Genomic DNA, 18,409 nt, shown 5'->3' with positions numbered 1-18,409 from the left:
TGACAATCTGGGCTGCGAGCACCACAGCAAGGCCGTTGGGATGTCGCTGGTAGTACTACGCCAGCCCATCCGGCGGCAACCGGAAGCGGTGCGCTATTTCCTGCAATTGCTGGGACTGTTCATTCAGGCGCTCAGACGTGGCGGACAGCTCTTCGGAGGAGGCGGCATTGGTCTGAGTGGTGGCAGACAGGCGACTGGCGGACAGGGCTATCTGTTCCAGGCCATTGCGTTGTTCGCGGCTAGCGGCGGCGATCTGTTGTACCAGTTCGGCGGTTCGCCGTATGGATGGCTCGACCTGGTCAAGCAGGTGGCCGGCCTGTTCGGCCTGGTCCACGCTGTTCAGGGATAGCCGGCCTATCTCCTCGGCGGCAGTACGGCTACGCTCGGCCAGTTTGCGTACCTCGGTGGCGACTACGCCAAAGCCCTTGCCGCTTTGCCCGGCGCGGGCAGCCTCTATGGCGGCATTCAGGGCCAGCATATTGGTCTGGAAGGCGATATCGTCTATCAAGGCTACTTTGCGGGCAATTTCACGCATGGCCTGTACGGTCTGCTGCGCCGATATCCTGGCCTGACTGGCGGCGTCTGCCGCCTGCCAGGCAATGGCATCGGTGGTCTGGGCATGGCTGGCGTTGAGGCTGACGCTGGCGCTTATCTGGGTCAGTGCGGCGCTGGCTTCTTCCACATTGGCGGCTTGCTCCGAGGTAGTGGCGCTGAGCGCCTGCGAAGCGGCGGCCACGTGGCCGGAAGCCGAAACGGTGACGGCCGCAGAAGCATGCAGCTCGGTCACGACCTGGCGCAGGCTGTCGACCATATGCTGCATGGCATGCAACTGGCTGTCTCTGTCGTTGCGGTGCGTTTGCACGGCAACCGACAGATCGCCCTCTGCTACCCGCCTGGCGATATCGGCCGCGTATTCAGGCTCGCCACCTACCTGCCTGAGTACCTGGCGAGTCAGCCACAGTGCTACGCCGGTGATCAGGCAGAAGCCGGCCAGCACCAGCAGGCCCAGGCTGGCCATGCCATGGCTGACCTGGGCGGCAACGTCCTCCACTGGCACTGTCACTGAAACTACACCACGTACATCGCCCACCTTCCAGTCGCGCTTGGGGGAATCGGGGTGGCTGTTATGGCAGCTGACGCAGGCCTGCTGCATGCGGTCGGCAACGGCATAGCGAGCGTAGAGCCGCTCGCCCACACGCTGCAGGGTTTGCTGGGGGATGTCGGGATTGCGTTCCAGCGCGGTGATGCTGGCCAGCTCGAAGGCATCGTAGCTTTCGGTGGCCACCCGGTTGGGGAAGGGGTGGCGGCTATAGAGGCGGATAGCCGTGCCGGGGTACTCCTTGCTGATGGCGGTGCCCAGGGCTTTGACCAGGGTGGCGGGCAAGGGCAGGGTATTGGGCTGCTCGCGGAAGTTGGCACCGAAATGCATGCCTGCGGCACCCGCCCGGGTGGTGATCTCGCTGGTATAGAAGGCGCGCAGCACGGTGGTCTGCTGGGCCAGGGTCTGGGCGGCCTTGATGCCGGCGGTGCGCACCATCTGTTCACGCAATTGCATGGTAAGGGCAACGCAGGCCAGCGCCACGGCAGCGCCCACCAGCAGTATGGGCAGCAGCAGGCGCTGGGTCAGGCTGCTTCTGGGCAGTAGGCGCATGGGCCTCCGGGCGCACAAGAATATATTGGCTATATGAGCAGCATAGCCAACATTTCCTGCCACCTCGGCGTGATTTATGAACTTCAGTCACTGAGCGCTGCAGCGGATTCAAACCACGTCGATCGCCGCGCGGGGGCGCCCGTACCCGTCCTATACCTACGCCAGCCTTGGATGAGCGCTCAGCGCTGGGCCGGTGATCAGGGCCGCCCGCACCTGCCGGGCTGGCGGCCCATCATCGCGAGATCAGGCCTTGCGTGTCATCACGGCAGCGAAGAAGCCGTCGCAGCCGTGTATCTGCGGGTGCAGCTGCAGGTAGTTGCCTGTGTCGAGGTCTACCCGCTGTTCCTTCAAGACCTGGTTGGCGGGGACCAGCTCGAAGCCGGGGTGGGCGGCCAGGAAGGCTTCGACTATGCCTTGGTTTTCGCGCGGCAGTATGCTGCAGGTGGCGTAGACCAGCCGGCCACCGACCTTTACCAGGCGGGCGGCCGAGGCCAGGATGGCGGTCTGCTTCTGGTTCAGCTCGTCCACGCTGGTGGCGCTCTGGCGGAACTTGAGGTCGGGATTGCGGCGCAGGGTGCCCATGCCGGAGCAGGGGGCGTCGACCAGCACGCGGTCCAGCTTGCCGGCCAGGCGCTTGATGCGGCTGTCGTTTTCGCTCTCTATGCGTTGCGGCTGGACATTGGACAGGCCGGAACGTGCCAGGCGGGGCTTGAGGTTGGCCAGCCGCTTCTCGGAAACATCAAACGCATACAGGCGGCCGCTGGAGGCCATCAGCATGCCTAGCAGCAGCGTCTTGCCGCCAGCACCGGCACAGAAGTCGGCCACCATCTCGCCGCGCTTGGGGCCGACCAGCAGGCCCAGCAGCTGGCTGCCTTCGTCCTGCACTTCGATGGCGCCTTCGGTGAACAGGGTGTGGCGGTTGATGGCGGGCTTGCCTGCCAGCCGCAGGCCGAAAGGCGAGTAGGGCGTGGGGCTGTGTTCGTAGCCCAGGGCTTCCAGCTCGGCCTGGACGGCCTCGCGCTTCATCTTGAGGGTGTTGACGCGCAGGTCCAGCGGGGCGGGCTGGGACAGGGCCCGGCCCAGGCTGAGGATGTCGTCGTCGCTCATGCCACTGGCCTGCAGCTCGCTACCTACCCACTCGGGCAGCTCGGCCCGTTCGGCCAGGGTCAGAGTCTCAAGCTTGAAGGCTTTGACGCCGGCCAGGAAGGCGCGCTCGTCTTCGCGCGAGACGATGGGCTCGAATTCGCGCAGGTTGCGGCCACCACGTATCAGCCAGGCGAGCAGCAACCGGCGGGGGCTGTTGTCTTCGCCGCAGATGCGGTCCAGTGCGAACTTCTGCCGCATGACGCCAAACACCGCTTCGGCGATGAAGTGCCGGTTCTGGCTGCCCAGCTTGGGGTTCTCGCGGAAGTAGCGCGACAGTACGGCATCGGCCGGTGCGGCGAAGGACAGGGCGTTGCGCAAGGCATCCAGGGCGGCGTGGAATTGTTCTTGATTCAGTGGGGGCATGGTTATTCCAGTTGGTATTCGATGTGTTTGGCGATCAGCTGCAGCTCGCCCTTGTCGTCGTGGCGGACGATCTTGACGGGCAGGTTGGCGTAATCGGTGGCGAGCCAGAATTCGGTGCGCTTGTCACCGTCCGGGGCGCGCCAGATACGGGTGGCCGTTTGCTTGCCCATGAGGGCGAACGGGCTGCCGGTGCTGGCGGTAAAGGCGTCATCACGCAGCTTGCGGCCGGTGATGATCTGCAGATTGGCGGTGGTCTTGGTGCCCAGCCAGGCGAGCTGGAAGGGCAGGGTGTTGAGATCCTGCGCGCCGCTGTCTAGCGGGGCGCTTTGCAAGGCGTCGGCCGGGCCATAGCTGACTTGCCGGGTGCGCCAGTCAAACTGGGCCTGCTGGCGCGGGGTGCTGCTGCTGCCACGGAACTCGCCGTAGCTGCTGGGGCGCAAGCCGGCGGGCGTCAGCTCGCCTTCGCTGTGATAGCGGATGCGGGAACCCAGTATGGGGGTGATCTCGGTATCCAGCGTGTACTTGCTGCCTTCGCGCTGCCAGCGTTGTACGGCCTCGCCCACCGGCAGGCCGCTCAGCCTTGCTTCGTAGGTGATGCGGGCCTGGCGTGGCAGGTCGGCGGCCTGGGGCGCGGTGGCGGCCAGGAGGCTGAGGGTCAGTAGCAGGGAACGTGCAATCATGATGCGTGCCTTGAGCGTTGGGGATGGCGACCAGCTTAGTGGCTGGCGGCTGACCTCCTGCTGAATCAACGGTCTCTCTCGCGGGGTGCGGCGCGTGCTAGCACGGTATTGCCGTCAAAAGCGACCTCGACGGCGATCATGTCCTGCACGGCTTCGCCATCATCGCTGCGTATGCGCACGGGCAGATTGTGCCAGTCGGGCGCCAGGTAGAACTCGAAGCGGCGCTTCTCATGGCTGCCGGACAGGACCAGGGTGGGCACCTTGATGCCGGACAGGGTCAGCGTCGTTTCGCCTATCAGCTTGAATGGCACAGTATAGGTCTTGCGGCCGCTGACCACCTGCATGGTGAAGTCGGGCAGCCTGCTGCCCTGCAGGGCGAACTGGTAGGGTGCGGAGAACAGGTCCTGGGCGCCTTCCTGCAGCGGCGCAGTCTGGCGCTTGGCGGGCTCGCCAAAGCTGACCTGCTGTGCGGGCCAGTCGAACTCCACCAGGTAGCGGGGGGCGGGCTTGCGGTTGCGCCACTCGGTAAAGCGCTTGGGCCGTAGGCCATGGGGGCCGACCTCGCCCTCGCTTTTCCATTCGTAGGTCTGGCCCAGGAAGCTACCCAGCAGGTCGATCTCATATTCATCACCATCCTGGCGCCATTTGAGCTTGGCCAGTGCCACCCCTTTGATCAGGTAGCTGACGTCGATCTGGCGGGGGAAGGGGCCATCCAGCACCGGGCGCGCGGCGGCGGCGGCGGCAGGTACGACGGTGACGGTGGACTCGGGTGGCGTCGCTACCGTAGCGGTGGCGGCGGCGGGTGGGCTGGGTTCGGCGGTTGCGGCCACCTGGGGGGGTGATACCGGCACTTGGGGCGCTGGTGTGCTGGGCTTGGGTGGGGGGGCGGCCGGCTTGGGAGGCGGCGCGGAGGGTTGGGGTGGTGCCACGGGCGCAGCCGGGGTTTTGGCCTCAGCCAGGGGCGTGGGTGGGCTGGCCGGCTCGGCCGGCAGGCCTAGCTGCACCTGCAGGGCATCGAGCGGCTGGATGCCTGCCAGCAGCCGACGGCTGGCATGGTCTGTCAGCTGCCTGCCCTGGAGCTTGCGCTGCGAGGGCTGGATCAGCGGGATGTCGGTCAGTGGGTCGTGCTGCCACCACAGCCACAGGGTATCGCCCAGGCTGGCAGTGAGGTGCAGCAGCAGGGAGGCGAGTAGGGCGATGAGGAAGAGCGGCGACAGCCTGGCTCGCATAGACCTATCCGAGGTGACGGACACGCAGTCCGTCCACTTCCAGCCGACCTTCGACAAACGCCTGCACGGCGGCGGGGTAGAGCCGGTGTTCCTCTGCCAGCACCCGCTGGGCCAGACTGGTCTCGGTGTCGTCGTCCAGCACCGGCACAGCAGCCTGGAACACGATGGGGCCATGATCGAGCTCGGCCGTGACGAAGTGGACGGTACAGCCGGCCAGCTTGCAGCCGGCATCGATGGCACGCTGGTGGGTATGCAGGCCGGGGAAGGCGGGTAGCAAGGAGGGGTGGATATTGAACATCCGGCCTGCGTAATGCTGGGTGAAGGCTGGCGTCAGTATGCGCATGAAGCCGGCCAGCACCACCAGATCGGGCTGGAAGCTGTCTATGCGGGCGGCCAGTTCGGTATCGAAGGCTTCACGGCTGGCGTATTGCTTGTGATCGAGCGCGACGGTGGCAATACCGCGTTCAGCCGCCCAGGCCAGGCCGGCCGCATCGGGCCGGTTGGCAATGACGGCGGCGATGTGCGCGCCGGGGATGGCGGCTTCGACGATGGCCTGCATATTGGAGCCACGGCCGGAGATCAGGATGACGATGTTTTTCATAGGTGCAGCGGCTATCCTGCGGGCCTGGCTGCTTGGCCAGGCGCCGCGATGGCGTATCGAACGGGCGGATCAGCCCCGGGCCGGTGCCGGCAGTGCCGGCCTGGCCCGGAAGGACCGATGGGACTCAGGCAACCTGGGTCTGGTGCTCGTCACCGTTGCGGGCACGGATGGTGCCCAGGCGGTAGACGGTCTCGCCTTCGGCGGCCAGCAGCTTGCTGGCGGCTTCGGCATCTGCCGCCGAAACGATCACCACCATGCCGATGCCGCAGTTGAAGGTACGGTACATTTCCTGCGTTTCGACATTGCCCTGGGCTTGCAGCCATTGGAACAGCTTGGGCAACTGCCAGGACTTGGCGTCGATCTGGGCCACGGTGTGGTCGGGCAGCACGCGCGGCACGTTCTCGGTGATGCCGCCGCCGGTGATATGGGCCATGCCCTTCACGGTGAGGCTTTCCATCAGCTTGAGGATGGGTTTCACATAGAGACGGGTGGGGGCCATCACCACATCGGCCAGCGAGCGTCCGCCGTCGAAGGAGGCGTTGTAGTCGGCTTCTGTCAGATGCAGGATCTTGCGGATCAGCGAATAGCCATTGGAGTGGGCGCCATTGGAGGCCAGGCCCAGCACCACATCACCGGGGGCGATGTGCTCGCCGGTGATGATCTTGCTCTTTTCCACCACGCCGACGGCAAAGCCGGCCAGATCGTACTCGCCCAGGGGGTACATGCCTGGCATTTCGGCAGTTTCGCCGCCGATCAGGGCGCAGCCCGATTGCTCGCAGCCGCTGGCTATGCCCTTGATGACTTCGGTGGCGCTGGTGACATCCAGCTTGCCGCAGGCGAAGTAATCGAGGAAGAACAGGGGTTCGGCGCCTTGCACCAGGATGTCGTTGACGCTCATGGCCACCAGGTCTATGCCTACGGTGTCGTGGCGGTTCAGTTCGAATGCCAGCTTGAGCTTGGTGCCCACGCCATCGGTGCCCGATACCAGCACCGGTTCCTTGAACTTCTTGCTGATCTCGACCAGGCCGCCGAAGCCACCGATGCCGGACAGGACTTCCGGCCGCATGGTGCGCTTGGCGAAGGGCTTGATGTTCTCGACCAGCTGGTCACCCGCATCGATATCGACGCCGGCATCGCGATAGGAAAGGCTTTGTGGGGCTTGGCTCATGGTAGGCTCGGTGAACGTTGGAATCTGGGCCGCCCCTGCCATTCGCGCCCTGGCCCTCCATCGGGTTGGAGGCGGGCTGCGCACGCTGGCGGGGTTGCGGGTCTGTGTTGCGGCCATCAGGCCGCGAAAACCGGCGCGTTGGCGACGGCGGTGCGGTTACAATGCAGCACTGGCGGCAACAAGCCATGCCAGATTTATAGGCCTTATCACTGTAAGCACCGGAATTCGCGCGCATTTTACCCGAAATGAAACGTCGCCGCCCGCTCAAACCTACCTGGACCCGCTACTGGCCGCTTGGCCTGGGGCTGGCCATACTGATCGTCCTCTACCTGCTGGCACCGGTACTGGCACCCTTTGTCACGGCTGCCGTGCTGGCGTATATCCTGGAACCCCTGGTGGGCAGGCTGGCAGCGCGGGGCTGGGACCGCAGCGTGGCGGTGGGTGTGGTGCTGGCGGGCCTTCTGCTGATGCTGGTGGCGCTGGTGTTGATCGTGGTGCCGCTGTTTGTGCAGCAACTGAGTGCGCTATATGGCTATGTGCCGGAGCTGCTGGCCTGGCTGCGTGACCGGGTGGCGCCCTTGCTGTCGCAGCGGCTGGGTCTGGAGCTGTCGCTGGATACCGAATCCATCAAGACCTGGCTGACTGCCCATGGGGCCGAGGCTGGGCAGGCCTTCAAGGCGGTGCTGCCCTCGCTGACATCGGGTGGTTTGGCTGTGGTGGGGCTGCTGGCCAATCTGGTGCTGCTGCCGGTGGTGCTGTTCTATTTCATGCGCGACTGGCATGTGCTGATAGGCCATGTCAGGGCCTTGATACCGGTACGCCTGCAGGCGACCGTCACCGGCCTGGTGGCGGAGGTGGACGATGTGCTGGGGGAATTCCTGCGTGGCCAGATCTCGGTCATGCTGCTGATGGCGGTGTTCTACAGCCTGGGCCTGTGGCTCTGCGGCGTGAAGTCGGCCCTGCCCATCGGCATCATCGCCGGCATCCTGGTGTTCATCCCCTACCTGGGGGTGATAGTCGGCGTGCTGCTGGCTACCTTGGCTGCGGGCCTGCAGTTCCAGTCGCTGGGCGGCTTGCTGCCGGTGTGGGGGGTGTTCCTGATGGGCCAGTTGCTGGAAGGCTTTGTGATTACCCCCAAGCTGGTGGGCGAGCGTATCGGCCTGCATCCTGTGGCCGTGATCTTTGCCTTGATGGCCTTTGGTCAGCTGTTCGGCTTTGTCGGCGTGTTGCTGGCGCTGCCGCTGGCGGCGGCCCTGCTGGTGGGTCTGCGCCATGTTCGGCAGCAATATCTGGATAGCCCCCTGTACCTGCGATGAAGCAGCTGCCGCTGGATCTACAGCTACCTGAGCCCTTTGGCTTCGATGATTTCCTCATCGGCCCCAATATGGAGGCCTTTATGGCCTTGCAGAGCCTGGCTGATGGCCAGGGGGGGGAGGGGTGCGTGTATCTGTGGGGTGCTCACGGCACCGGCAAGAGTCATCTGCTGCGTGCTACCGTCCAGCGGGCCATGGCCCAGGGCCTGTTTGCCTATTACTGGGACGCTGCCCGGCAGCCGCTGGCCGAGGCGGCCCATGGCTACGAATTGCTGGCGGTGGACCATGTGGATGGCCTGGGCGAGGAGGAACAGATCGTGCTGTTTGGTCTGATCAATGCCCAGCGCGAAGCGGGACGGGTGATACTGACAGCCGGCCTGCAGCCGCCGGCCCGCCAGCTGCTGCGCGAGGACCTGACGACCCGCCTGGGCTGGGGCCTGGTGTTCGAGATAGGCGAGCCTGACGATGAGGACAAGGCCGCGCTGCTGCGCCATCGGGCGCGTGCCCGTGGTTGCGAGGTCGATGAGGCGGTTTGCCGCTGGTTGTTGCTGCATCGCAGCCGCGACCTGGGCGAGCTGACCCGCCTGCTCGATAGCCTGGACCGGGCGGCCTTGGCACGTGGCCGCCCTTTGACCTTGCCCCTGGTGCGAGAGGTGCTGCGCGATGCCGACGAGGCGCCGCAGGCCCAGGGGTCTTGGAATGGCACCCTGCCCTGGTAGCGGCGCCGGCTTGGTGGCGGGTGTGGGCTAGCCTATCTCGCCCTGGAAGGCGACACGCTCGAAATCCTGACCACGCTCTATCAACTGGTCCAGCCTGACCTTCTTGATCTGACCTTCGATATGTACTTCGATGATGCGGCCTGCCTTGAACCAGGTGGGCGGCAGCAACAGGCTGGGCAGTGCCTGCAGGGTGGGCATGCCCGGTAGCAGCAGGGCCTGGGTGAAGCGATTGGAGAAGGTATTGAGGCCGGTGGCGCGTACGGCCACGGCTTGCGGCATGCCGGGCAGGGCGCGCACGCCCATGGCGATCTCGCCGTTGCTGCCTTCCAGCAGCCAGCGCACGGTGCCGACCATGTATCCCTGGCCTGGGCGGGGGCGCACGGCAACCAGTTGGCCATGCATCAGGCGGCCACCGGGCTCGTTGCGCTCCAGCTTGAAGCCCAGCGCGCTCTCATTGTGTACCCGCCAGGCCTCCATCTCGGGTTCCGGCTCGGCATCGCGATTGACCTTGGCAGCGCTCAGGTGATGGGCCTGGCCGCCGAACAGCTGGAAGTCGGCGATGGCGCGGCCACGGACTTCCATGGGTTCGGCCGGCTGGCCAAAGCGCTCGCCGCCGACGGCAAAGTGGGTGGCCACCAGTCCCAGGCCTACCTGGGCCTCGGGCGCATCATCCCTGGCAGGGCGACGGGGCATGCCGCGTTCTATCGGCAGGTCACACCATTCCTGGTAGAGCCCGATCAGGTGGTTTTCTACCGTGGTGGCGGCGTATTCTTCGCCCAGGCCCAACTGGGCGGGCGATTCGCCGGCACGCAGGTACTTGATGCGCTTCTTGATGCTCTTGCCTATGGGGTCAATATCGAGGAAACGCCAGCCTTCGCCGCTGGGCGGCGGGTCGTGCCGCTTGAGTTCTCCCGGTGCCGCCAGATTGAAGGCCAATACCCCTTTGTCCTGGTCTGCGGGGGAGACGGTGGCCATGGCGGCCTGATTGGACCAGCGATCCAGCAAGCGATCTGTCCAGATGATCTGCCGCACCGGCATGGAGCTGGGATTGGCGGCCGCCAGCAGCAGGGCCTGCAGGAAGGCCGCATGGCAGGACGAAAGCTCGGTCTGCTTGTTGAGGCTGTCCTTGACGATCTTGGTGGCGACATCGGCATCGGTTGCGATCTGGTAGAGCGCGTACAGATCATCCCAACGGGCTTGCGGCACGACCCGGTAGGCCAAGTGGTGCTCGCGTATGGCCAGGGCGGCATAGCGCAGGGCACGTTGGCCAGCCAGGGCCTTGTGATCGGCCACCATCACGTCGCCCTTGATGGCTGCTTGCCAGCAATGCCGGTAGCCTGTGCTCATGGCCAGCCAGAGCTGGTTGTTGGCCAGCCAGATGCCGTCTTCGGTCAGGGCCAGGGGGAAGGGCTTGCCGAAGTAGCGCTTGGCGTTTTCCTCCTGCAGCATGGCGACCGGCTCGCGCAGCATCTCCAGCATTTTCAGCCGCTCTATCGGCAGCACCGGGCTGACGTTGAGGCGGGCCAGTGTGTCCAGCACCTCGCCGTGGGCCTGCCGCACATTGATCATGGGCACCAGTTTTAGCCAGTCCCGGAAGCCGCGCGCGTCGGCAAACTCCATGGGCAGGGAGGCATCGAAGGGCGGTAGATCGAGTGCGTGCATGTTTATTCCTTGAACGACTCTAGCATCAGCAGCCTGGACGCCAGCGCGGCCTTGAGGCGGGTGGTATCGATGGCCTTGTCATGGCCCTCGCGCATGGGCTGCGCCCAGATGGGGGCCGGGAAGTGCCTGTCATCCAGCCAGCGGGGGATGACATGCCAATGCACATGGGGCACGACATTGCCCAGGCTGGCCAAGTTGATTTTGTCCGGCGACAGTTCGCTGCGCAGGACTTCTTCAACGGCCCAGACGGCATTCATGATTGCGACCCGGTCTTCGCTGGCAAGTTCGGTCATCTCGGCCAGGTGCTGGTTGAGTATGACACGGCAAAAACCAGGGTAGCCGGGTTCGTCCACCAGTACCACGCGATACAGGGCTGATTGCCAGAGCAATTCGCCGCCGGGGGTGGCGCACAGCGGGCAGGGGGATGCGGTCATGATGGCTGCCTAATATCAAAAAATGCCAATTCTATTACGTTGGCATTGTGCGGCCGTAAGCCAACGAACTCAAGTGTGCTGGCTACCGTTTGGCTGTTCTGGTAATACGGCCAGCGGCTTGTGCTGCTGACGGATATGACGTAGGTCGGTGGCAGGTATGCAGGCCCTGATGGTGCCGGGGCCTGCGCGGCAGCTGCGGTGGCAGGTTCTGGGCGGCGTGCGGCCAGGCCCAATTCAGCAGTCATCAGCATAGCCGGCGTTGGACTGAATGCAATGCGATGAGGGCCGCATGGGCGGCCCTCATACAGCTCACCATCCCGCTGCTTACAGCAATACCCGCTCGATACCGCCGTTGCGGGCGGTTTCCACATAGGTCGGCATCCAGTTCTCGCCCAGCACGTGCTTGGCCATCTCCACCACGATGTAGTCCGCCTCGGTGCCCGCGTCGTCGTTGTAGCGGGACAGGCCTTGCAGGCAGCTGGGGCAGGAGGTCAGTATCTTGACCTTGTCCTCGCTACCAGCCCGCGCCTTGTCGGCGCCCTTGCGCATTTCTTCTTCCTTGCGGAAGCGCACCTGGGTGGCGATATGCGGGGTGGAGGCGCCAAAGGTGCCCGACTCGCCGCAGCAGCGCTCGTTCAATGTCACGTCGGTGCCCATCAGTTCATTGGCCAGCTTGATCGGGCTCATGGTCTTGATGGGGGTGTGGCAGGGGTCGTGGTACATGTAGCGGGTACCAGTCAGGCCGCTCAGCTTGATGCCCTTCTCCAGCAGGTACTCGTGGATATCCAGCAGGCGGCAGCCGGGGAATATCTGCTCGAACTGGTATTTCTGCAGCTGGTCCATGCAGGTGCCGCAGCTGACGATCACGGTCTTGATGTCGAGATAGTTGAGGGTATTGGCCAGGCGGTGGAACAGCACCCGGTTCTCGGTGGTGATCTGCTCACCCTTGTCGGCAAAGCCTGATGAGGTCTGTGGATAGCCGCAGCACAGGTAGCCGGGCGGCAGCACCGTGGTGGTGCCCACATGCCAGAGCATGGCCTGAGTGGCGAGGCCGACCTGGGAAAACAGCCGCTCCGAGCCGCAGCCGGGGAAGTAGAACACCGCTTCGCTGTCTTCGGCGGCCAGCTTGGGGTTGCGTATCACTGGCACGATATCGCTGTCTTCCACATCCAGCAGGGCGCGGGCGGTTTTCTTGGGCAGGTTGCCCGGCATCTTCTTGTTGATGAAGTGGATGATCTGGGTCTTGACCGAAGGCTTGCCTACGCTGGCTGGTGGCGCCGCCGTCTGTGCCTTGGCGGCCACCTTGAGCACATCGTGGCCCAGGCGCTGCAGCTTGAAACCCATGCCCATCATGCCGGTGCGCAGGGTCTTGATGGTGGTTGGGTCCTTGGCCGTGAGGAAGGCCATGGCTGCTGCCGTGCCGGGGTTGAACTTGCGGTTGCCGGTCTTGCGCAGGAAGTTGCGCATGGCGATGGTGACATCGCCGAAGTCGATCTTGACCGGGCAGGGGTTGACGCATTTGTGGCAGACCGTGCAATGGTCGGCCACGTCGCCCAGTTCCTCGAAGTGCTTGAAGCTGACGCCACGGCGGGTCTGTTCTTCGTACAGGAAGGCTTCGGTCAGCAGGCCTACGCCCAGTATCTTGTTACGGGGCGAATACAGCAGGTTGGCGCGCGGCACATGGGTGGCGCACACCGGCTTGCATTTGCCGCAGCGCAGGCAGTCCTTGACCATGTCGGAGATATGGCCGAGGTCGGATTGCTCCAGTATCAACGACTCTGCGCCCAGCAGGCCGAACGAGGGCGTGTAGGCGTTGCGCAGGTCGGCGCCGGCCAGCAGCTTGCCCTTGTTGAAGCGACCGTGCGGGTCTATCCGCTGCTTGTAGGCGCGGAAGGGGCCGATCTCCTCTTCGGTCAGGAACTCCAGCTTGGTGATGCCTATGCCGTGTTCGCCCGAGATCACGCCGTTGAGCTGACGGGCCAGCACCATGATGCGGGCTACGGCCTTGTGGGCGGTCTGCAGCATGTCGTAGTCGTCGGAGTTCACCGGCAGGTTGGTGTGCACATTGCCGTCGCCGGCGTGCATGTGCAGGGCCACGAAGACGCGGCCGTGCAGGGTCTTCTTGTGGATGGCGCGGATGGCTTCGCGGATGGGCGCGTCGGCTTCGCCCGAGAATAGGGCATCGAGGTCGGCCAGCAGTTCGCGCTTCCAGGAGATGCGCAAGGCAAAGTCGCGCAGGGCGTGGAACACCGACTGCGGCGGCTCGATATCGCTGGCCGGCTCCAGCGGGGCGTCGGGATAGTTGCTGGTGTATTGCTCGTAGGCGTCGTCCAGGTGTTGCAGCAGCCAATTCCAGCGGCCATGGACGGCCCGTATCAGGTTCAGTGCCGCTTCGCGCCGGTCGGCTATCAGCTCCTCATGGCTGACGGCCGTGTCGCCGGCATCCACGATGAGCTTGCCATGGCTGAAGAAATCATCGAGCCGTGACAACAGCTGCAGCTTGTTCTGGGTGCTGAGCTCGATATTGATGCGCTCGATGCCGTCTGAGTAGTCGCCCAGGCGCGGCAGCGGGATGACCACGTCTTCATTGATCTTGAAGGCGTTGGTATGGCGGGCGATGGCGGCCGTGCGGCTGCGATCCAGCCAGAACTTCTTGCGCGCTTCGGCGGTGACTGCCACAAACCCTTCGCCGTGGCGGGCATTGGCCAGCCTTACGACATGGCTGGAGGCTTCGCCTACGGCGTTTTCGTCGTCCGAGACGATGTCGGCCAGCAGCACCATCTTGGGCCGGCCTCGGCTCTTGGCCTTGGTGGCGTAGCCCACGGCGCGTACGTAGCGCCAGTCCAGATGCTCCAGGCCGGCCAGGATGGCCTTGGGATGGGCGTCCAGGTAGTCCTTGATCTCGACAATGGCCGGCGTGGCCTGCGCCACGGTACCGAAGAACTCCAGGCAGACGGTGCGGCTGTGCGCGGGCATCTTGTGCAGGATGAAGCGGGCCGAGGTGATGATGCCGTCGGTGCCTTCCTTCTGCACGCCGGGCAGGCCGGCCAGGAATTTGTCGGTGACGTCCTTGCCCAGGCCCACCTTGCGGAACTGCGGGCCGGGCACGTCGAGCAGGGTCTCGCTGATCAGGGTCTTGCCATCGGGCTGCAGCCGGCGCACCTTGAAGCGGACCATCTCGGCGTCATGGATCTTGCCGCGGTTATGGTTGATGCGCTCCACCAGCAGCCAGTTGCCGTCGGGGTCCACCATTTTCCAGGAGGCCAGGTTGTCGAGCGCCGTGCCCCATAGCACGGCCTTCTTGCCGCCGGCATTCATGGCCACGTTGCCACCTATGCAGCTGGCTTCGGCCGAGGTGGGATCGACGGCAAACACCAGGCCCTCGGCTTCGGCGGCTTCCATCACCCGCTTGGTGACGACGCCGGCGCCGCAGTTGATGGTGGCGACCTTGCCTTCGACGCCGGGCAGGTCGAGGTATTCCACGCCGTTGTGGCGGTCGAGCTTCTCGGTGTTGATCACGGCCGACATGGGCGTCAGCGGTACGGCGCCGCCGGTGTAGCCGGTGCCACCCCCGCGCGGGATGATGGTGAGGCCCAGCTCTATGCAGGCCTTGACAAGGCTGGCCATTTCGTCCTCGTGGTCGGGGTTGAGCACCACGAAGGGGTACTCCACCCGCCAGTCGGTGGCGTCGGTCACATGGCTGACGCGGGCCAGGCCATCGAAGCAGATATTGTCCTTGCGGGTCAGGCCGGCCATGCGCTTCATCACCTTGCGGCGTAGTTCGGCCGTGGCGGGGAAGGATGCCTCGAACGCCTGTACGGCGGTCTGGGCGCGGGTCAGCAGATCGCCCACGCCTGGGTTGTCGCCGCGCCGTGCCTCGATCTCGCGCAGGCGGTGGCGCATGGCATCGGTCAGGGCGGTCAGGCGCTTGGGATTGTCGAGCAGGTCATCCTGCAGGTAGGGGTTGCGCTGCACCACCCAGATATCGCCCAGTACCTCGAACAGCATGCGGGCAGAGCGACCGGTACGGCGCTCGCTGCGCAGGATGTCGAGCACGGACCAGGCATCTTCACCCAGTAGCCTGATCACGATTTCGCGATCCGAGAACGAGGTGTAGTTGTAGGGGATTTCGCGCAAGCGGGGGGCGTCGGCGACCATCGGGAGGCTAACCATTTCGGCGGGGATCGGGAGGATCGATTCTAGCTGAAATGTTGCATTGCATCGAACGCTTAAGCGACCCGGTATTGCCTGGCTGGGACAGGAAAACCGCAGTAAAAACAGGGTTTTGCAACAGTGACGTTTACGTCAACGTCAGTCGCACACCTGTTTGGGCAGTGTCTTGCACATCGGGCTGGGATCGCCCGGTGGGCAGATGCCGGTGATCTTGTTGTGTTTGAGCAGGCGCTGCAGCTGCTTGAAGCCCTTGCCTTGCAGGTAGAAGCCGAAGCCATCGTTGAGCGACCAGCGTATGCCGCCACCGGTTGCATCGCCGCCCTGCCGGTTGAGGCAGACTTCGCTGTTGCTGGCAGCGGCCAGCGCTCGTATCTCCAGCGACCGTACCAGTTGCTCATTGGCCAGGTTGGGGTCGCTGCTGTTGATGTCCTGCAGCGGCCTGCCCTGTGCCATGGGCTCGACATAGGTACGGAAGATGGGCGACACCACATAGGCGGGTGTGCGTTCATACGCGGCGGGTGGCTCCAGGTTCAGGGGGAGCACGGCAATGCTGCCGGCCCGCAGGTTGTCGGCGGGGCCGGCATGTGCCGTGCCGTAGCCCAGCAGGGCTAACAGGCAGCAGCACGGTAGGCGCAGGTACGTCATGGTAGCAATCGGTAACTGTGGTTGCGGCACTATAGGACGCGGGTATTTGCTTGCCAAGCAAGCAAATACCCCCTTGTCCGGTTTGGACGCGCGTTTGTCGCCGAGGTTCAGGCCAGGAACAGGCGATAGGCCGGGTTGTTGCGCTCGTCGCTGTAGTCGTAGCCCAGTTCGGCCAGGAAGGACTGCAGGGCAGCCTCATCCTCGGGCGGTACCTGCATGCCTACCAGCACCCGGCCGTAGTCGGCACCATGATTGCGGTAGTGGAACAGGCTGATGTTCCAGCCCCGGCCCATGTGGGTGAGGAAGTTGAGCAGGGCGCCGGGTCGCTCGGGGAACTCGAAGCGATAGACCAGCTCGTGGCTGATCTGCGGCGCGCGGCCGCCAACCAGGTGGCGGATATGCAGCTTGGCCATCTCGTTGTCGGTGAGGTCCAGCGCCTTGAGCCCGGCGGCATTGAGCGTGGCCACCAGTTCGGCGGCTTCCTGGCGGGTGTTGATCTTGACGCCGACAAAGATATGGGCCTCGGCAGGGTCGGCCGCACGGTAGTTGAATTCGGTGATGGCACGGTTGCCCAAGAGTTCGCAAAAGTGCCGGAAGCTGCCTGGTTGCTCGGGTATGGTGACAGCCAGGATGGCTTCGCGCGCCTCGCCAATTTCAGCCCGCTCGCTGACGTGGCGCAGGCGGTCGAAGTTCATGTTGGCGCCGCTGGCGATGGCGATCAGGGTTTCGCCCTGCACGCCTTCGCGTTCTGCCCAGGCCTTGAGCCCCGCCAGCGCCAGCGCCCCGGAGGGCTCCAGGATGGAACGGGTATCTTCGAAGACATCCTTGATGGCCGCGCACATGGCATCGGTATCTACCAGGATGATTTCGTCGAGTACCTCGCGGCAGAGGCGGAAAGTCTCCTCGCCCACCTGCTTGACGGCCACACCATCGGCAAACAGCCCCACGTGCTCCAGGGTAATGCGCTCGCCCGCTGCAATCGAGCGGCGCATGGCATCGCTGTCTATTGGTTCGACACCGATGAGGCGTATCTCCGGCCGCAGGCGCTTGACATAGGCACCCAGGCCGGCCGCCAGGCCGCCACCACCTATGGGCACGAAGATGGCGCGGATGGGATCGGGGTGCTGGCGCAGGATTTCCATGCCCACCGTACCCTGGCCGGCAATCACATCCGGATCGTCAAAGGGCGAGACATAGGTGGCGCCCGTCTGGGCGACCAGTTCCATGGCATGGGCGTAGGCGTCGCTGTAGGAATCGCCATGCAGCACCACCTTGGCTCCGCGCCGGGTGACGCCGTTGATCTTGATCGAGGGGGTGGTCGCCGGCATCACGATGGTGACCTTGCAACCCAGCTTCTGGGCCGACATGGCTACGCCTTGGGCGTGGTTGCCGGCCGAGGCGGTGATCACGCCGCAGGCCAGGGCTGCGGGGCTCAGCTTGGACATCTTGTTGTAGGCACCGCGCAGCTTGTAGGTAAAGACAGGCTGCATGTCCTCGCGCTTGATCAGCACCCGGTTGCCCAGGCGCTCGGCCAGGTTGGGCATGGGGTCCAGCGGGGTTTCGATGGCCACGTCGTAGACGCGGGCGGTCAATATGCGTTCTAGGTAGTCCTGGGCGGGCATGGCGGCGCGGGTGTCGGGTGCAGGGAACCTGGAAAGCTAACAGGATTCGGCCGGCCGGGCGAGTTGCCGCAGACGTCAATGCGCGCTTGCCGCCGGTTATTTGCGTGCCGTTGCCCAGCCTATCAGGCCCACCCCGGCCAGGATGATGACCATGCCCAGCAGCAGCGAGGGGCTGACCTGCTCATCGGCAAACAGCCAGCCCAGCGACAGGGCCACCAGGGGGTTGACGTAGCTTGAGCTGGTGGCCAGCGCAGGCCTGGCGTGCCGCAGCAGCCAGACAAAGGCAGAGTAGGCAATGATGGAGCCGAACACCACCAGATAGGCCAGTGCGGCGACCGCCTCCAGCCTGGGGGACGGGGGAAAGCGCTCGCCGGCGATCAGGGCCACCGGCAGCGAGATCAGGCCGCCTGCCAGCATCTGCATGGCGGCCGACATCGGCCCTGCCGGCAGATCCAGCCTGGGCATCAGTACCGAGGCCACCGCCCAGGCGAGGCAGGCGGCACCCATCAGGGCTACGCCTCTGGGATCGCTTGCCAAGCTGGCATCGTTGTACATGACCACCATACCGGCCAGGCCCAACGCGATACCGCACCATTCCAGGCCACGTATGCGGCTACCTAGCAGCTGGCTTAGTCCTACCGTCAGCAAGGGGGTGCCGGCCACGATCAGGGCGGTGGCGCCCGAGGGCAGGGTCAGCTCGGCCACGCAGGTGAGGCCGTTGCCCAGGGTTAGCATTAGCAGGCCGATCAGGCTGGTATTGCCCAACTGGCGTAGCGTAGGCCAGGGTGTGCCGCGCCATTTGAGCCAGGCCAGCAGCAGGCCGCCGGCAAACAGATAGCGGGTGCCAGAGAGGACGTAGGGCGGAAAACTCAGTAGTGCATACTTGATGGCCAGATAGGTGGAACCCCACACAAGCCAGGTGGCGGCAAGGCAGAATGGCAGGAACAGGCGGGAGGTGGATGGCATGGGCGGGGGCAGGTAGGCAAGGCTGGCTAACCAGTGC

Annotated in this window: 14 protein-coding genes; 2 read left to right on the top strand and 12 right to left on the bottom strand. The window is 64.7% G+C overall.

Annotation, left to right across the window (positions count from 1 at the left end; translation table 11 throughout):
• Window positions 1–55 precede the first annotated feature (55 nt).
• The 6 genes from QWZ03_RS14560 to purM form a co-directional block, all read right to left on the bottom strand.
• Window positions 56–1,651 carry a methyl-accepting chemotaxis protein gene (locus QWZ03_RS14560; protein ID WP_290333393.1) on the bottom strand — a complete coding sequence of 532 codons (1,596 nt, stop codon included), beginning with the start codon at window positions 1,649–1,651 and terminating at the stop codon, window positions 56–58.
• Between the two features lie 243 nt (window positions 1,652–1,894).
• On the bottom strand, window positions 1,895–3,151 hold the full coding sequence (locus tag QWZ03_RS14555) for an RsmB/NOP family class I SAM-dependent RNA methyltransferase (RefSeq protein WP_373322441.1): 1,257 nt from the start codon (window positions 3,149–3,151) through the stop codon (window positions 1,895–1,897).
• A gap of 11 nt (window positions 3,152–3,162) precedes the next feature.
• Complete coding sequence (locus QWZ03_RS14550) at window positions 3,163–3,840, bottom strand: DUF3108 domain-containing protein (RefSeq protein ID WP_290333391.1); 678 nt, start codon at window positions 3,838–3,840, stop codon at window positions 3,163–3,165.
• A 65-nt stretch (window positions 3,841–3,905) separates the two neighbouring features.
• Window positions 3,906–5,069, bottom strand: a complete 1,164-nt coding sequence (locus QWZ03_RS14545) for a DUF3108 domain-containing protein (RefSeq protein WP_290333390.1) — start codon at window positions 5,067–5,069, stop codon at window positions 3,906–3,908.
• A 4-nt stretch (window positions 5,070–5,073) separates the two neighbouring features.
• Window positions 5,074–5,670, bottom strand: a complete 597-nt coding sequence (purN, locus tag QWZ03_RS14540) for a phosphoribosylglycinamide formyltransferase (protein WP_290333389.1) — start codon at window positions 5,668–5,670, stop codon at window positions 5,074–5,076.
• 124 nt (window positions 5,671–5,794) lie between these two features.
• Window positions 5,795–6,838, bottom strand: coding sequence for a phosphoribosylformylglycinamidine cyclo-ligase (purM, locus tag QWZ03_RS14535; RefSeq protein WP_284195005.1), 1,044 nt, complete (start codon window positions 6,836–6,838; stop codon window positions 5,795–5,797).
• Between the two features lie 245 nt (window positions 6,839–7,083).
• Between purM and QWZ03_RS14530 the strand changes: the two genes are divergently transcribed.
• On the top strand, window positions 7,084–8,154 hold the full coding sequence (locus QWZ03_RS14530; RefSeq protein WP_290333388.1) for an AI-2E family transporter: 1,071 nt from the start codon (window positions 7,084–7,086) through the stop codon (window positions 8,152–8,154).
• A complete protein-coding gene (hda, locus tag QWZ03_RS14525; RefSeq protein ID WP_290333387.1) occupies window positions 8,151–8,870 on the top strand; it encodes a DnaA regulatory inactivator Hda in 720 nt (239 codons plus the stop codon). Before QWZ03_RS14530 ends, hda begins: the two co-directional genes overlap by 4 nt.
• A 27-nt stretch (window positions 8,871–8,897) precedes the next feature.
• Here the strand turns inward: hda and QWZ03_RS14520 are convergent, their stop codons facing one another.
• The 6 genes from QWZ03_RS14520 to yedA form a co-directional block, all read right to left on the bottom strand.
• A complete protein-coding gene (locus QWZ03_RS14520) occupies window positions 8,898–10,532 on the bottom strand; it encodes a cyclic-di-GMP receptor FimW-related protein (RefSeq protein WP_290333385.1) in 1,635 nt (544 codons plus the stop codon).
• A gap of 2 nt (window positions 10,533–10,534) precedes the next feature.
• Window positions 10,535–10,966: an HIT family protein gene (locus QWZ03_RS14515; protein ID WP_284195001.1), complete on the bottom strand. Its 432-nt coding sequence runs from the start codon at window positions 10,964–10,966 to the stop codon at window positions 10,535–10,537.
• A gap of 324 nt (window positions 10,967–11,290) precedes the next feature.
• Entirely contained in the window at window positions 11,291–15,139 is a 3,849-nt protein-coding gene (locus QWZ03_RS14510; RefSeq protein WP_441302640.1) for a DUF3683 domain-containing protein, read from the bottom strand.
• 138 nt (window positions 15,140–15,277) lie between these two features.
• Window positions 15,278–15,784 (bottom strand): hypothetical protein, encoded by a 507-nt coding sequence (locus tag QWZ03_RS14505; RefSeq protein WP_290333383.1) that lies wholly within the window; start codon window positions 15,782–15,784, stop codon window positions 15,278–15,280.
• Between the two features lie 107 nt (window positions 15,785–15,891).
• Window positions 15,892–17,406, bottom strand: coding sequence for a threonine ammonia-lyase, biosynthetic (gene ilvA, locus QWZ03_RS14500; RefSeq protein WP_290333382.1), 1,515 nt, complete (start codon window positions 17,404–17,406; stop codon window positions 15,892–15,894).
• 96 nt (window positions 17,407–17,502) lie between these two features.
• Window positions 17,503–18,372, bottom strand: a complete 870-nt coding sequence (yedA, locus tag QWZ03_RS14495; RefSeq protein ID WP_290333381.1) for a drug/metabolite exporter YedA — start codon at window positions 18,370–18,372, stop codon at window positions 17,503–17,505.
• Window positions 18,373–18,409 lie beyond the last annotated feature (37 nt).

The organism is Chitinimonas viridis (assembly GCF_030409555.1).
In the GTDB taxonomy this organism is placed as follows: domain Bacteria; phylum Pseudomonadota; class Gammaproteobacteria; order Burkholderiales; family Chitinimonadaceae; genus Chitinimonas; species Chitinimonas viridis.
Note: the sequence above shows the minus strand (reverse complement) of the source record. Positions and strands in the feature narration are given on the sequence as shown.